Here is a 14,973-nt window from a genome sequence, read left to right as displayed (position 1 = left end):
GCGCCCCTACGGCTTCGACGTTCCGTCGATCAATCCGCGACGAGCCGGTAGCTCGCGCTGCAATAAGGACACTTCGCCTCGCCCGTCGCCTCGATCGGCAGATACACCTTCGGATGCGAGTTCCAGAGATACATCTCGGGCAGAGGGCAATGGAGCGGAAGGTCGTCGGGCGTGACCGTGTACACCCGCTCCGCGTTCGGGGGCTGCAGATTCTCGTCCACTCTGCCGTGACGCTCGCGCACCGCTCGGTTCTCCTGGCCTTCGGGAGCTGCGGATTATACAGACGCGCGGCCGGGAGCCCCGCCCTCCCCGCATCGCGCAGCCCCGCTCAGCCGAAAACTTCCTCCCAGCAGGCCGTCACGAAGGCCCGCACGTCCGCGAGCTCCTCAGCGGAGACGACGCGGCCGCGCTCGTCGAGCGCGAGCTCGTGCAGGCGGCGGCGAAGCGCGAGGTAGGCGCTCGTGAGCCTCTCGGCGCGCTCGGCCGGGACGAGCCCGGCCGCCTCGAGCGCCTCGATTTGACGCACGTTGTCGGGGTACTCGACCAGCGCCGGAAACTCCGGCGCGTGCCGCAGCACCAGGTAGTCGACGAGGAACTCGACGTCCGTCAGGCCGCCCGGATCCTGCTTCAGATCGAACTCGCCGTCGCGGCTTTGCGAAAGCTCGGCGCGCATCCGCGCACGCATGCCGGCGATCTCCTCCTTCAGCCGCGCGCGGTTCACGTGGCCGACGAGGATCTCGCGGCGCTCGCGCTCGAAGGCGTCGCGAATCGATCGCGAGCCCGCGAGCGACCGGCTGCGAAGCAGCGCCTGATGCTCCCAGACCCAGGCCTCGGTTCGCTGGTAGCGCCGGAAGCTCTCGAGGCTCGCGACCATCAAGCCCGCGCGTCCGCTCGGCCGCAGCCTCGTGTCGACCTCGTAGAGGCGCCCGGAGCTCGTCTGAATCGTCAGGAAGTGAATCAGCCGCTGGACGAGCCGCGAAAAGAAGCGCGTGTTGTCGAGGGGCCGATCGCCGCTCGTCTCCTGGTGCGAGCCCGACGAGTCGTGCAGGAACACGAGGTCGAGGTCGGACGCATAGCCGAGCTCGAGACCGCCGAGCTTTCCGTAGCCGATGACGGCGAAGCCCGCCTCGCGCAGGTTCGGCGGCTCGCCGTACATCGGCCGGCCGTGCTTCGCCGTGAGCTCGCGCCAGGCCATATCGAGCGCGAGCTCGAGCACGAGCTCGGCGATGTCCGTCAAGCGATCGCTGACCTTCATCAGCGGCAGATGCCCGAGGCGGTCGGCGATCGCGACGCGGAACACGGCCGTGCGCTGGAACTGCCGCATCGCCTCGAGCCGCGCTTCCACGTCGTCGCCGGCGCGGGCGAGGCGCTGCTCGAGCATCTTCGCGAGCTCCGGGCGGCTCGGCGGCGTGTCGAAGATCCGCGCGTCGAGCAGCTCGTCGAGCAACAGCGGATGCTCCGCGATCTGCCGCGCGAACAGCGCGCTCTGCGCGGCCAGCGTGACGAGGCGCTCGAGCGCGGGCGGGTTCTCGTTCAGCAGCGCGAGGTAGGCGCTGCGGCGGCAGATCGCCCGGTAGACCGAGAAGACGCGGGCGAGCGCCGCGTCGGGATTCGCCGCGCGAGCCGCGAGCGGGATCGTTCGGACGACCGCCGCCGCGAGGCGGCGCCGGCTCTGCTCGTCCATCCGCCGATAGAGGCTCCCCTCGCGCAGCGCCGCGAGCTGCCGCTCGGTCTCCTCGCGGCCGGCGAGCGGGGTACCGGCGACGAGCGCCGCGTAGTCGCGCGCGTCCCACGCCTCGATCGCGGTTTCGAACGCGGCGTCCGCGCCCGCCGCGCGGTCGCCGCGGCCGTCCCACGCGACGCGGTCGAACACGGCCTCGACCGCACGGCGGTGACGATCGAGCCCTGCCGCGAAGTGCGCCCAATCGGCCTCCCCGAGCGCGTAGGCGAGGCGCGCGCGCGTCTCGCCGTCCGCCGGCAGCGCATGGGTCTGCCGGTCGTCCATCGCCTGCAGGCGGTTCTCGACCGTCCGGAGAAACGCGTACGCGCGCGCGAGCTGCTCGACGCCCTCGTGGCCGATGCCCCGCTCGTCCGCCAGCCGCGGCAGCGCCTCGAGCAGCGACGGCGTGCGCAGCAGCGGATCGCGGCCGCCGCGCACGAGCTGAAACGCCTGCACCACGAACTCGATCTCGCGAATACCTCCCGGGCCGAGCTTGATGTCGTCGGCCAGATCCTTGCGCGTCACGTCCTGGCTGATCAGGCGCTTCATGTGCCGCAACGCATCGAAGACGCCGTAGTCGAGGTATCGGCGGTACACGTACGGCGTCAGGATCTCGTCGAAGAGCACCGGGGCGTAACGCTCGCCCGTGACGAGTCGCGCCTTCACATAGGCATAGCGCTCCCAATCGCGCGCGTGTTGCACGAGGTAGGACTCGAACGCCGAGACGCCGACGACCAGCGGGCCGCTCTGACCGAACGGGCGCAACCGCGTGTCGACGCGCAGCACGTAGCCGTCGTCCGTGGGCTGGTCGAGGAGGCGGATCAGGTGCTGCGCGAGCCGCCGGTAGTAGCCCTCGACGTCCCCCCCGCCTTCGAGCACGGCGTCGTCGGGCCGAAGGAACACGAGGTCGACGTCGGACGAGAAGTTGAGCTCGCGGCCGCCGAGCTTGCCCATAGCGACGACGAGCAGCGGCGCGGCCTCGCCCGTCTCGTCGACCGGCACGCCGAGCCGCGGCGCGAGGCGCTCGGCGGCGTTCGCGAGGGCGCTGCGGATCAGCGCGTCCGCGAGCGTCGAGAGATCCGCGAGGCTTTGCTCGACGCTGCTCGCGCCCGTGAGATCGCGCCAAGCCAGGCGCGCCGCTTCCACGCTGCGCACGCGCCGCAGGCGCGCCATGGCCTCGGCTTCGCTCAGGCCCTCGAGGCTCAGGCGCGCGGCGAGCGTGCCGGCGTCGAGATCGGCCGGGTCGGCAAGCCGCTCGGCGAGCGCGTCGGGCTGGCGCTCGAGAACGCCGAGCACGAAGTCGCTGACGACGCCGACCCGGGCCGCGTCATCGCGAAGCGCGGCGGGCAGCCCCGCGACGCGCTCGGCTGCGCGGCGGTAGCGTGCGGAGAGGAGCGGCGGCAGGTCCAGCGAGGTCACGGCTGTCGAAGCGCTGTGGGGACCGCGGCGCGCGGCGGCGCCCTTTGCGCCCGCCGGCGCCCGCCGCGCGAGGGCCTCGGCGCGCGCATGCCGGGCTCACTCCCATCCGGACGAGCCGCCGAGCGGCATGGCCTCGAACACGGCTTCTACCGCATGAATTTGCCCGCCGTAAACCTTGAACGCCTCGAACGTGACCAGTGACTGCCCGGCATTGCTCGGCCCCGGAAGCGATCCCCGTCCGAAATCGAGCCGCAGCAGCACGGTGCCGTTCTCCTCGTCCACCGCGACGACGCGCTCCTCGACGTCGGGCAGGGTCGGGATCTGCTGCGTCCGGAGGTTCTCGCAGCTCGGCGGCCTGAACGTGCATCCGGGGCCGGCCATCCTGACGCCGTTCTCGAGCCGATAGGCGCCCGGCGCGAACGGGACGTCGGCGGTGACGAAGCTTCCGGCGCGCAGGCCCGCCGGATAGCGCAACGCGATCTCGAGGATCTCGTCGCGGGACATGCGCTCCGACTCGGGCGGAAACGTCGTCATCGCGGCCGAGGGCTCTGCCAGCGCGTCGGGCGCGAAGAGCACGCCCTCCTCGGCGTTGCGCACGACCATCGTCTCGATCTCGGTGATCGCGCGGTCGACGACGCGCAGCCGGGCCGCGAAGAGCACCGGCTCGCCCTGCTCCTCCATGACCGCGTGCACGGCCACGGTGCCGGCGGGAACGTCGACGAAGTCGACGCGATACGGCCGGAGCTTCGATGCCGTTTTCCAGAAGCCTTCGCCGATCGGCATCTCCCCCGCGTCTTCCGTGAAGCGCGCGTCGTCGGCGAGCGGCGCGATCGACGGGTCGTGCTCGACGAGCGAGCGCAGATAGCGCGACATCGCGTCGACGAGGCAGGCACGGTCGCACGCGTCGCCGTCCTCGGCAGCGGCGCCGGTGAAGATCGACGAGATCGACGCGAGCAGCGAAACGGCGAGAGCGACCTTCACGGCGCGCATGCGGATGTCTCCCGAGTGGCCCTTGCGAACGATCGGAATGGTACTGCACCTCGTTCCGGTGCACATCGCGCGCGGGCCCGCTCCCCGGAGAAGCCGCCGCAAGCGGTCGCGGGCATCAGCGGCAGCACACGGGCTCGGAGACGGAAAAGCCCCGCGCGAGGCGGGGCTTTCCGTGGATCGAAGAGACTCGAGAGACGCTTACATCATGCCGCCCATGTCGTGCGGCATGCCGGCGCCCTCCTTCTCCTCCTTCGGCTGCTCGGCGATCATCGCCTCGGTGGTCAGCAACAGACCGGCGACGGACGCGGCGTTCTGGAGCGCGAGCCGCGTGACCTTCGTCGGGTCGATGATGCCGAACTCGACCATGTCGCCGTACTCGCCCGTGGCCGCGTTGAAGCCGTAGTTGCCCTTGCCGGCCACGACCGCGTTCAGCACGACGGCGGGATCGGCCCCGGCGTTCGCGACGATCTGACGGAGCGGCTCCTCGGCCGCGCGGCGCAGGATGTTGAGGCCGACGTTCTGGTCGTCGTTCGCGCCCGTGAGCTTCTCGATGCCCTTGACCGCGCGGACCAGCGCCACGCCGCCGCCGGGCACGACGCCTTCCTCGACGGCCGCACGCGTCGCATGCAGGGCGTCCTCGACGCGGGCCTTCTTCTCCTTCATCTCGACCTCGGTGGCCGCACCGACGCGGATCACCGCAACGCCGCCCGCGAGCTTCGCGACACGCTCCTGGAGCTTCTCGCGGTCGTAGTCGGACGTCGACTCCTCGATCTCCTTGTTGATCTGGTCGACCCGCGCCTTGATGTCCTCCGTGCGCCCGGCGCCGTCGATGATGGTCGTGTTCTCCTTCGAGACCTGCACCTTCTTCGCTTCGCCGAGATCCTCGAGGCCCGCCTTCTCGAGCGCCAGACCGACCTCCTCGGAGATCACCTGGCCGCCGGTCAGGATCGCGATGTCCTGGAGCATGGCCTTACGCCGATCGCCGAAGCCGGGGGCCTTCACCGCCGCGACCTTCACGATGCCACGGATGTTGTTCACGACCAGCGTGGCGAGCGCCTCGCCCTCGACGTCCTCGGCGATGACGAGGAGCGGCCGGCCGGACTTCGCAATGGCCTCGAGCAACGGCAGCAGATCGCGAATGTTCGAGATCTTCTTGTCGTGGATCAGGATGTAAGGGTTCTCGAGCTCGGCCGACTGGCTCTGCTGATTGTTGATGAAGTAAGGCGAGAGATAGCCGCGGTCGAACTGCATGCCCTCGACGACCTCGAGCTCGTTCTCCAACCCCGAGCCTTCCTCGACCGTGATCACGCCTTCCTTGCCGACCTTGCCCATCGCCTCGGCGATGATCTTGCCGATCTCCTCGTCGGCGTTCGCCGAGATCGTGCCGACCTGCGCGATCGACTTGTCGTCCTCGCACGGCTTCGAGAGCTTCTTCAGCTCCTCGACGAGGGCGGCCGTGCCCTTGTCGATGCCGCGCTTGAGATCCATCGGGTTGAAGCCGGCCGCGACCTGCTTCAGGCCCTCGCGCAGGATGGCTTGGGCGAGCACCGTTGCGGTCGTGGTGCCGTCGCCGGCCGCATCGGACGTCTGCGAGGCCACTTCCTTGACCATCTGCACGCCCATGTTCTCGAACTTGTCCTCGAGCTCGACCTCCTTCGCGACGGACACGCCGTCCTTCGTGACGGTGGGGGCGCCGAAGCTCTTCTCGAGCACGACGTTGCGGCCCTTCGGGCCGAGCGTGACCTTGACGGCGTTGGCCAGCACGTTCACGCCGCGCAGCATCCGCTGCCGCGCTTCGTCGGAAAATCTGACTTCCTTAGGAGTCGCCATGAATCAGTCTCCGTGCTTTGGTGATTTGTGTTTCGATCGTGTGCCGAATCGCGGGCGGCTCAGCCTTCGATGACGGCCATGACGTCGTCCTCGCGCATGACCAGCAACTCTTCGCCCTCGACCTTGACCTCGGTGCCCGAATACTTGCCGAAGAGCACCTTGTCGCCCTTCTTCAGCTCGAGCTTGCGAACCTCGCCGTTCTCCAAAATCTTGCCCTGCCCGACAGCGATCACTTCGCCCCGAATCGGCTTTTCCGCGGCCGTGTCCGGGATCACGATCCCGCCGGGCGACGTGCGCTCTTCTTCGGTCCTCTTGATGACGACACGATCGTGTAAAGGACGCAGCTTCATGGAGTTCTCCCTCTAAGCCTTTGGTATGGAACGAAAATTGATCGGCCGGATCGGTCGTTAGCACTCGGCCGCATGGAGTGCTAATCATAGGACGGGCCGCGCGGATTTCAAGAGTGCCGACGCGCGTCATGACAGCGCGTGCGGCCCGCGGCTATCCTGTGCCGGTCCGTCGAGACGCTCCGGCGCCGCCGGCGTTACGGGCGGTCTGCCGGTTCGGCACACTCGAGGAACGAGCTTGCGATCCGAGTCAATGCTGGTATTGACGACCTGCGGCGGCCCCGCGGATGCCGAGCGCATCGCCTCCGCGCTCGTCGAGCGGCGGCTCGCGGCCTGCGTCAACGCCGTGAATGGCATCGTATCGACATACCGCTGGCAGGGGAAGGTCGCGCGCGAAACCGAGAGCCTGCTGCTGATCAAGACGACGAGCGACCGGTACGCGGCCCTCGAGGAGGCGATCCGCGAGACGTCGACCTATGAACTCCCCGAGGTCCTCGCGGTCCGAGTGGCGGGCGGCCTCGGCGAATATCTCGACTGGATCGCCGCGTCCGTGCAACGGGATTCCGAATAGATGCGACGCCTTCGCACACTTCTCGCCGCGGCAGCAGCCCTGGCCGCCTTCGCGGCCCTCGTCGCGCCGCCGCGCTTCGCGCCGGCCGTCGCGCAGGACGTCCTCCGGCCCGAGCGCGCTTACCCGTACACCGCCGAGGCCGAAGGCGGCCGCCTGCGCGTTCGGTTCGACATCCTCGACGGCTACTACCTCTACCGGGCGAAATTCAGCTTCGAAACGTCGACGCCGGGCGTGTCCCTCGGCGCTCCCGAGTTTCCAGAAGGCGAGATTCACTCGGACGAGTTCTTCGGCGAGCAGGAGATCTACCGCGGAGCGTTCGAGATCTCGATTCCGTATACGCTGACCGCGGACGTCGATGAGTTCGTCCTCGAGATGGGCCTCCAGGGCTGCGCGGACATCGGCCTGTGCTACCCGCCGCAGCACTGGTCGCGCGACGTCGAGCTCCCCGGCGAAGGCCTCGGCGGCGCCCTGTCGAGTCTCTTCTCCCCCGAGCCGGACGCGCTCCTGCCCGTCGATCAGGCGTTCGTGATGAATGCGCGCTTCGACGGACCGAACGAGCTCGTCGTCGGCTGGCAGATCGCCCCGGGTTACTACCTTTATCGGGACAAGTTCGAGATCTCGGCCGTGGGCGACATCGAGCTCGGCGAGCCGGAGCTGCCCGAAGGCGTCGCGCATTCCGACGAGAATTTCGGCGACGTCCGCGTTTTCTACGACTACGTCGAGGCGACCGTGCCGTTCGCCCGGGCCGGTCCGAACGAGATCCCGGTCGAGGTCCGCGCCCGCTTCCAGGGCTGCCGCGAGAACAGCATCTGCTACCCGCCCACCGAGCAGACGATGTCGCTGATCCTGCCGGCGACGAGCGAGTTCGCCGTATCGGATGAACCACCGGGGTCGAGCGCCGCACCGGTCTCCGAGCAGGACCGGCTCGCGGCGCTGATCCTCGGCGGATCATGGCTCGCGGTCGGCGGGGCGTTCTTCGGGTTCGGCCTGCTGCTCGCGTTCACGCCGTGCGTGCTGCCGATGGTCCCGATCCTGTCCGGCATCATCGTCGGCCAGGGCGGGCAGACGTCGGCCGGGCGCGGCTTCGCGCTGTCGCTCACGTACGTGCTGGGCATGGCGGTGACCTACACCGTCGCGGGAGCGCTGGCCGCGCTCGCGGGCGAGCAGGCCCAGGCGATCTTCCAGAAGCCGTGGATCATCTCGCTGTTCGCCGGGTTCTTCGTGCTTCTCGCGCTCTCGATGTTCGGCGTGTTCAATCTTCAGATGCCGGCGGCCGTGCAGACGCGGCTCGCGAGCCTCGCGAATCGGCAGAAGGCCGGCACGTTCGTCGGCACCGGCATCATGGGCGCGCTGTCGGCGCTGATCGTCACCACGTGCGTCGCGCCGCCGCTGTTCGCGGCGCTGGCCGTGATCGGCCAAAGCGGCGACGTCGCGCGCGGCGCCGGCGCGCTGTTCGCGCTGAGCCTCGGCATGGGCGCGCCGCTGCTCGTCGTCGGCGCGTCGGCCGGCAAGCTGCTGCCGAAGGCCGGGCCGTGGATGAACACGGTGAAGGCGGCCTTCGGCGTCATGCTGCTCGGCCTCGCGCTGTGGATGATGGAGCGCGTGCTGCCCGGGACCGTCGTCCTCGTGCTCTGGGCGCTGCTCGTGTTCCTGACCGGCGTGTTCCTCGGCGCGTTCGAGCCGTTGCCGCCCGAGCCCTCGCCCATCCGGCGGCTCGCGAAGGGGCTCGGCGTTCTCGCGTGCCTCTACGGCGCACTGATGCTGATCGGCGCGACGCTCGGCGGCGAGGATCCGCTGCGGCCGATCCCGCGCGGCGGCCTGCTCGCCCGCAGCGCGGCGCCCGCGGCGCCGGCACTCGAGTTCCGCCCGGTCGAGTCCGTTGCGGCGCTCGAATCCGCGCTCGCCGCCGCGCGGGAAGCCGGGCGGCCCGTCATGGTCGACTTCACGGCCGACTGGTGCGTGTCGTGCAAGGAGATGGAGAAGTACACCTTCCCGGATCCGGCCGTCGTCGCGGCGCTCGAGCCGTTCACGCTCCTGCGCGCCGACGTCACGGCGAACGACGCCGACGACAAGGCGCTGCTCGAGTACTTCGGCAGCTTCGGCCCGCCGACGATCGCGTTCTTCGACGACTCGGGACGGCCGCAGGAGCGGTACAAGCTCGTCGGCTTCGTGCCCGCGGACGACTTCGCCGCGCACGTCGAGCGCGTCGCGGCCCTTTGACGCGCGTCCCAACTCGCGCCGCGCGGGGCGGGTTGCGCGCCGCCTCTTTCAAACCGCGCCAAAAGCGGGCACGATGACCGGCGGAATGCGCAAGTTGGCGAAACCCACGCTGGTCACGCTCGCCCTGAGCGGCGCGGCCGTTCTCGGCTATCTCGCATACCGCGTCACGCTGCACGCGCCGAGCGGCGACGATCCGGCCGCCGACACCGCTCCCGCCGGGCTGCGCGACACACTGCCGAGCTTCACGCTCGAGAACCTCGACGGCGAGCAGCAGTCGATTCGAAGCTGGCCCGGGAAGCCGCTCGTGGTGAATTTCTGGGCCACGTGGTGCGCGCCGTGCTTGCGCGAGATCCCGATGCTCAAGACGTTTCAGGAGGCCAATCCGTGGCTCACCGTCGTCGGGATCGCGGTCGACCGTGAGGAGCCCGTCCGAGCTTTCGCCGAGGACATGGACTTCAACTATCCGATCCTGATGGGCGAGGCCGACGCGGTGAATGCCGCTGCGAGCTTCGGCGTGGAATTCGTCGCGCTGCCGTTCACGATCTTCACGGACGCCGAAGGGCGAACCCTCGGTGTGCACACCGGCGAGCTGCACCCCGAGCACCTCGACAACCTGCTTGCCGTTCTCGGCGATCTTCGCAGCGGGCGCGCGAGTCTCGAGGACGCCCGCGCGCGGATCGCGGGCACGAGATAAGCGCGGCCAACACAGAAATCTCCGCAACAGCCGCCAACTTCGCCGAAAAACGGGTAAACTTGCCCGTTATTTCCGGGAACGACGATGGCGCGCTTACTCCTGCTGAACGGCCCGAACCTCGGCCTCCTCGGTACGCGGGAGCCCGGCATCTACGGCCGGACGACGCTGGCCGACATCGAAGCGAAGACGAAGGCGCTCGCGGAGGCGGCCGGCCATACGCTCGCGGCCTTCCAGAGCGACGCCGAGCACGAGCTGATCCGCCGCATCCACGCGGCCCGCGGCGAGAACGTGGCCTTTATCCTGTTCAATCCGGCGGCCTTCACGCACACGAGCATCGCGCTGCGGGACGCGCTGCTCGCCGCCGCGATCCCGTTCATCGAGCTGCACCTGTCCAACATCGCGGCGCGCGAGGACTTCCGACGCCGCTCGTATTTTTCGGACATTGCCGTCGGCACCATCGCGGGGTTCGGTCCCGTGAGCTACGAGCTCGCGGTCACGGCCGCCGCGCGTCACCTCGCGCGTGAGGGGGGATAGTGGACATACGGAAGGTCAAAAAGCTGATCGAGCTGTTGGAGGAATCCGGGATCTCGGAGATCGAGATTTCCGAGGGCGAAGAATCGGTGCGGATCAGTCGCTATCCTCACCCGGGAGCGATGGCGTTCGCGCCGCCGCCGGCCGTCCCGCAAGCGCCCGCCGCCGCGCATCCCGAAGCCCCGTCCGAGCCGCCCCCCGAGCCTGCGCCGAAAGGCCATCAAATCACGGCGCCGATGGTCGGCACGTTCTATGCGGCCCCGAGCCCCGGCGCGAAGCCGTTCGTCGAGATCGGCAGCCAAGTCGCACCAGGCGACACGCTCTGCATCATCGAGGCCATGAAGATGATGAACCAGATCGAGTCCGACGTCGCCGGGCGGATCGTCAGCATCCTCGTCGAGAACGGCGATCCCGTCGAGTTCGGTCAGCCGCTTTTCATCGTCGAAGAATAGGCGCCGATGAGATCCTCGACGAACGTGACCGTTCGCGGCGTCCCCGTGCGCCGCGCCGCCTTCGGGCGCGGCGCGGCCGGGGCGCGCAGCGTCGCATCCGGCCGGTAGCGCCCCGATGACACAGCCGAACGCCGGGCCGGTGCTCGACAAAGTGCTGATCGCGAACCGCGGCGAGATCGCGCTGCGGGTGTACCGCGCCTGCCGGGAGCTCGGCATCAAGACCGTCGCGGTGCATTCCACCGCCGACACGGCTTTGAAGCACGTGCTGCTCGCCGACGAGACGGTTTGCATCGGGCCGCCGCCGTCGCCGCAGAGCTATCTCAACATGCCGTCGATCATCGCGGCCGCCGAGGTCACCGATTCGGTCGCGATTCATCCCGGCTACGGCTTCTTGTCCGAGAACGCGGACTTTGCGGAGCGCGTCGAGGAGAGCGGCTTCGTGTTCATCGGCCCGCGCCCGGAGACGATCCGACTGATGGGCGACAAGGTCTCGGCGATCCGCGCGATGCGGGAGGCGGGCGTGCCGTGCGTCCCCGGGTCCGACGGTCCGCTCGGCGACGACGCGGACGAGAACATGCGCCTCGCGCGCGCGCTCGGATACCCCGTCATCATCAAGGCGTCCGGCGGCGGCGGCGGGCGCGGCATGCGCGTCGTGCATAGCGAGGCCGCGCTGCTCAACGCGATCTCGATCACCCGCAACGAGGCCGGGTCCGCGTTCGGCAACGATCAGGTCTACATGGAGAAGTTTCTGGAGCGGCCCCGCCACATCGAGTTCCAGGTGCTCGCCGACAGCCACGGCAACGCGATCCATCTCGGCGAGCGCGACTGCTCGATGCAGCGCCGCCACCAGAAGGTGGTCGAGGAAGCGCCCGCTCCGGGCATCACGCCGGAGCAGCGCCGGGAGATGGGTCAGCTGTGCGTGGAAGCGTGCCGCCGCATCGGATACCGCGGCGCCGGCACCTTCGAGTTCCTCTATCAGGACGGCGAGTTCTACTTCATCGAGATGAACACGCGCATTCAGGTCGAGCATCCGATCACCGAGATGGTCACCGGCATCGATATCGTGAAGGCGCAGCTCCTGATCGCGGCCGGGGAGCCCCTGCGGTTCACGCAGGACGACGTCGAGTGGCGCGGCCACGCGATCGAATGTCGAATCAACGCCGAGGATCCTCGAACGTTCATGCCGTCTCCCGGGACCGTCACGCTGTGGCACGCGCCCGGCGGCCCGGGCATTCGCGTCGACAGCCATCTCTACAGCGGCTACGCGGTGCCGCCTCACTACGATTCGCTGATTGCGAAGCTGATCGCCCACGGCGAGAATCGGGCATCGGCCATCGCGCGCATGACGACGGCGCTGAACGAGATCGTCGTCGACGGTATTCGCACGAACATCCCGCTGCACGAGGAGATCTTCCAGCATGCGGCCTTCAAGGCGGGCGGGACCGACATCCATTACCTCGAGAAGCGCTTGGGCCTGAAGTAGGGTTTCATGGAGTGCCTCGCGAGCAGCTGATCGCGCGCGTCCCGCGAGAGAACGTCCCCGTCGTCGAATCGCTGCTCGAGCTCGCCGGCGCGGAATCGATATCGCTCGAGGATGCGGCGGACGCGCCGCTGCTCGAGCCCGGCCCGGGCGAAACGCCGCTGTGGCCGATCGTGCGCGTGAAGGCGCTGTTCGACCGAGACGCCGACCTCGAGCCGCTCTGCCGCGCGCTCTCCGGATTGATCGCGGATGCGCGCGACATCGTCGTGGCGCCGGCCGAGGACGCGGACTGGCGGGATGCCGCCGCGCGGCGCATCGAGTCGCGCCGCTTCGGCGCGCGTCTTTGGCTCGCGCCGGCCGACGGGGAAACGTGCGCCGACGACGAAGCGGCCGTCGTCCGGCTGCACATGGGACTCGCGTTCGGCACCGGTGAACATCCGACGACGGCGCTATGCCTCGAGTGGCTCGACGCGATGCTGCAGCCCGGCTGCGTGGTCGTCGATTACGGATGCGGCTCGGGCGTGCTCGCCCTCGCAGCGCTGCGCCTCGGCGCCGCGAAGGCCTTCGCGGTCGACAACGATCCGCAGGCGTTGACGGCGACGGCGCGCAACGCCGCGCTGAACGGCTGCGCGGCACGGATGTGGATCGGGCCGCCCGAGGACCTCCCCGCTTTCAGAGCTGACGTGCTGCTTGCGAACATTCTCGCGGGCCCGCTGATCGAGCGGGCCCCGCTTTTCGCCGATCGGCTCGTCGGCAACGGGGCCGCGGTGCTGAGCGGCGTGCTTTCGGCACAGCAGGCGGACGTCATCGCGGCTTACGCGGCCCACTTCGAAGGGTTCGACACGGCCGAGCGCGACGGCTGGGTCCGGATCGTCGCGCGTCGGCGCATCCGCTGTTGACCGATTCGCCGCGCTGCCGGCGCGGTTTGACTATAGAATGCGCCGGGACCGGAGACGCCGATGCTGCTCACTCGCTGTCCCGACTGCGAAACCACGTTCCGAATCACTGCGGACGCGCTGCAAAAGGCGGGCGGGCAAGTGCGCTGCGGCCGCTGCGCGTGCGTGTTCAATGCCTACACCGAGCTTCACCGGCATGACGGCACCGCCCCGGAGGCCGCCGATCCGTCCCCGGAGCCCGCGACCATTGCCGGCGCCGAAGCCGTTCCCACGGACGCCGCGGCGGCTACCCCGGCCGAGCCGCTCCTCGTACCGGGCGCGGAGCCGGCGCCAGGAGCCCGAGCCGCGGCGGCCACACCGGCGCCGGATGATCCTCGCCCCGTGAGCGCGCCGGCCGTGCACCGCCGCGCGGCCGCCGACCCGAAGGCGCCTCCGGGCACGCCGGCACGCGGCCCGTCGGTGCCGCCGCCGGAAGCTCGCGCAGCCGCGTCGGTGCGGAAGCCGTCGCGCGACGTCGTCACGTCGCTGCGGCCGCCGAAGAGCGATTCCTCGGCACTCGACGACATGACGATCGCGAAGGTGATCGCACAGCTCGAGTCGAGCAGCGTCGATGACGACGCGAGCGGGACGTCCGAGGCCGGTGTCACCGGTTCGTCGAGTCTCGACGATCGGGAAGCCGAAGCGATTCTCGAGCGGGAAGCGCCGCGGTGGATTCTTGCAGAACCGGAAACGAAGTCGACGACGCGCCGCTGGGCGGTCGGGTGCGCTCTCGCGCTCGCATTCCTCGCAGCGCAGATCACGCATCACTTTCGTGCCGAGATCGCGGGAACGCAGCTCGTCGGTCCGCTGCTGCAGGACGCGTACGCGATGCTCGGCACGGAGGTCACGCCGAGGTGGAATCTCGATCAGTACGAGATCGTCGATTGGGTCGCCGTCGCCGAGCCGAGCGCGCGAGGCCAAGGCAGCCTGAAGATCGCCGCGCAGATCCGCAACGAAGGACCGCGCGCGCAACCGTTCCCCCACGTGCACGTCCAGCTGAAGGATCGCTGGGAAAATTCCATAGGCAGTCGCATCTTCGCGCCCGACGAATATCTGGGCGAGGACACGCGCGCCGATCTGCTGATGCCTCCCGGCGCGATCACGCGCGCGGAGCTCGACATCGTTGACCCGGGCCCGGACGCCTACGGATTCGAGCTCGACGTTTGCGTCGAAGGTGAAGCGCATGCGCTGCGCTGCGCCGCGGACGCGGTGTTCCGGTAGCGCGCGTTAGAACGCTTCGATATGTCCGGACGGCGTCATCTCCGCGTTCGTTCCATGCTATGATGAGCCGCCCTGAGTCGGTAGTTCTTGCGGCGGTAAGCAGGGGTTAGCATTGTCGAGCTCGGCACCTGGTAGCACATTCCGGGTGAGCGGCTGTTTCACGCGCGATGCGGGGGTCGTCGGCGGCGTGAAGACGGCAAAGCCAAGCGGCACTTCGGTGGGAACACGTTCGGTGGGGAGGACGTCGTGAACGCAACCAGCAGGAAAAAAATCACCAAGAAAAAGGCGAAGAAGCCGGCCGCGGCCACCGCGCAGGTGAGCGCACGCATCAAGCCGCTGAGCGCGCTCACGGACGAAGCACTGAAGAGCTATTTCGCAAGCCTGAACGGGCACAAGCCGGGCGACCTGTATCAACTCGTGATCGGCGAGGTCGAGAAGCCTCTGTTCAAGGCGGTATTGAATTACACGAAGGGCAACCAGAGCCGCGCGGCCGAGATCCTCGGCATCAACCGCGGCACGCTTCGCAAGAAGCTCAAGAGCTACGAGCTGGGGGGCGACTGACG

The 14,973-nt window shown here is 69.0% G+C and carries 14 protein-coding genes; 9 read left to right on the top strand and 5 right to left on the bottom strand.

The genetic code is table 11. From position 1 onward, the window contains the following. Positions 1–29 precede the first annotated feature (29 nt). The 5 genes from VF329_02830 to groES all read right to left on the bottom strand — a co-directional run bounded on the left by VF329_02830 (position 30) and on the right by groES (position 6,309). Positions 30–209, bottom strand: coding sequence for a zinc-finger domain-containing protein (locus VF329_02830; GenBank protein HEX7079933.1), 180 nt, complete (start codon positions 207–209; stop codon positions 30–32). Positions 210–328: 119 nt separating this feature from the next. After that, positions 329–3,139: a bifunctional [glutamate--ammonia ligase]-adenylyl-L-tyrosine phosphorylase/[glutamate--ammonia-ligase] adenylyltransferase gene (gene glnE / locus VF329_02825; protein ID HEX7079932.1), complete on the bottom strand. Its 2,811-nt coding sequence runs from the start codon at positions 3,137–3,139 to the stop codon at positions 329–331. Between the two features lie 96 nt (positions 3,140–3,235). After that, entirely contained in the window at positions 3,236–4,129 is an 894-nt protein-coding gene (locus tag VF329_02820) for a hypothetical protein (protein ID HEX7079931.1), read from the bottom strand. A 198-nt stretch (positions 4,130–4,327) separates the two neighbouring features. Further along, complete coding sequence (groL, locus tag VF329_02815) at positions 4,328–5,959, bottom strand: chaperonin GroEL (protein HEX7079930.1); 1,632 nt, start codon at positions 5,957–5,959, stop codon at positions 4,328–4,330. A 59-nt stretch (positions 5,960–6,018) separates the two neighbouring features. Then, the gene (groES, locus tag VF329_02810) at positions 6,019–6,309 is read right to left on the bottom strand and encodes a co-chaperone GroES (protein ID HEX7079929.1); all 291 of its coding nucleotides are present in this window, start codon (positions 6,307–6,309) and stop codon (positions 6,019–6,021) included. Between the two features lie 235 nt (positions 6,310–6,544). Between groES and cutA the strand changes: the two genes are divergently transcribed. The 9 genes from cutA to fis all read left to right on the top strand — a co-directional run bounded on the left by cutA (position 6,545) and on the right by fis (position 14,971). Next, on the top strand, positions 6,545–6,877 hold the full coding sequence (cutA, locus tag VF329_02805; GenBank protein HEX7079928.1) for a divalent-cation tolerance protein CutA: 333 nt from the start codon (positions 6,545–6,547) through the stop codon (positions 6,875–6,877). After that, positions 6,878–9,097 carry a protein-disulfide reductase DsbD gene (gene dsbD / locus VF329_02800; protein HEX7079927.1) on the top strand — a complete coding sequence of 740 codons (2,220 nt, stop codon included), beginning with the start codon at positions 6,878–6,880 and terminating at the stop codon, positions 9,095–9,097. 85 nt (positions 9,098–9,182) lie between these two features. After that, positions 9,183–9,791 carry a TlpA disulfide reductase family protein gene (locus VF329_02795; GenBank protein ID HEX7079926.1) on the top strand — a complete coding sequence of 203 codons (609 nt, stop codon included), beginning with the start codon at positions 9,183–9,185 and terminating at the stop codon, positions 9,789–9,791. 84 nt (positions 9,792–9,875) lie between these two features. Beyond that, a complete protein-coding gene (gene aroQ / locus VF329_02790; GenBank protein HEX7079925.1) occupies positions 9,876–10,325 on the top strand; it encodes a type II 3-dehydroquinate dehydratase in 450 nt (149 codons plus the stop codon). Continuing rightward, positions 10,325–10,774, top strand: a complete 450-nt coding sequence (gene accB, locus VF329_02785; GenBank protein ID HEX7079924.1) for an acetyl-CoA carboxylase biotin carboxyl carrier protein — start codon at positions 10,325–10,327, stop codon at positions 10,772–10,774. The genes aroQ and accB overlap by 1 nt, the downstream gene beginning before the upstream one ends. Positions 10,775–10,913: 139 nt before the next feature. After that, entirely contained in the window at positions 10,914–12,257 is a 1,344-nt protein-coding gene (gene accC, locus VF329_02780; protein ID HEX7079923.1) for an acetyl-CoA carboxylase biotin carboxylase subunit, read from the top strand. Between the two features lie 11 nt (positions 12,258–12,268). Then, on the top strand, positions 12,269–13,153 hold the full coding sequence (gene prmA / locus VF329_02775; GenBank protein HEX7079922.1) for a 50S ribosomal protein L11 methyltransferase: 885 nt from the start codon (positions 12,269–12,271) through the stop codon (positions 13,151–13,153). A gap of 60 nt (positions 13,154–13,213) precedes the next feature. Next, positions 13,214–14,410 (top strand): DUF3426 domain-containing protein, encoded by a 1,197-nt coding sequence (locus VF329_02770; GenBank protein HEX7079921.1) that lies wholly within the window; start codon positions 13,214–13,216, stop codon positions 14,408–14,410. Positions 14,411–14,656: 246 nt separating this feature from the next. Further along, positions 14,657–14,971 carry a DNA-binding transcriptional regulator Fis gene (fis, locus tag VF329_02765; GenBank protein HEX7079920.1) on the top strand — a complete coding sequence of 105 codons (315 nt, stop codon included), beginning with the start codon at positions 14,657–14,659 and terminating at the stop codon, positions 14,969–14,971. Positions 14,972–14,973: the final 2 nt, after the last annotated feature.

It is taken from the genome of Gammaproteobacteria bacterium (genome assembly GCA_036381015.1).
In the GTDB taxonomy this organism is placed as follows: Bacteria; Pseudomonadota; Gammaproteobacteria; order Steroidobacterales; family Rariloculaceae; genus ZC4RG20.
Note: the sequence above shows the minus strand (reverse complement) of the source record. Positions and strands in the feature narration are given on the sequence as shown.

What these genes read in the sequence shown, in the direction of transcription:
- VF329_02820 (HEX7079931.1), bottom strand. Translation starts at nt 4,129, where the DNA reads ATGCGCGCCGTGAAGGTCGCTCTCGCCGTTTCGCTGCTCGCGTCGATC.
- groL (HEX7079930.1), bottom strand. Translation starts at nt 5,959, where the DNA reads ATGGCGACTCCTAAGGAAGTCAGATTTTCCGACGAAGCGCGGCAGCGG.
- groES (HEX7079929.1), bottom strand. Translation starts at nt 6,309, where the DNA reads ATGAAGCTGCGTCCTTTACACGATCGTGTCGTCATCAAGAGGACCGAA.
- dsbD (HEX7079927.1), top strand. Translation starts at nt 6,878, where the DNA reads ATGCGACGCCTTCGCACACTTCTCGCCGCGGCAGCAGCCCTGGCCGCC.
- VF329_02795 (HEX7079926.1), top strand. Translation starts at nt 9,183, where the DNA reads ATGCGCAAGTTGGCGAAACCCACGCTGGTCACGCTCGCCCTGAGCGGC.
- aroQ (HEX7079925.1), top strand. Translation starts at nt 9,876, where the DNA reads ATGGCGCGCTTACTCCTGCTGAACGGCCCGAACCTCGGCCTCCTCGGT.
- VF329_02770 (HEX7079921.1), top strand. Translation starts at nt 13,214, where the DNA reads ATGCTGCTCACTCGCTGTCCCGACTGCGAAACCACGTTCCGAATCACT.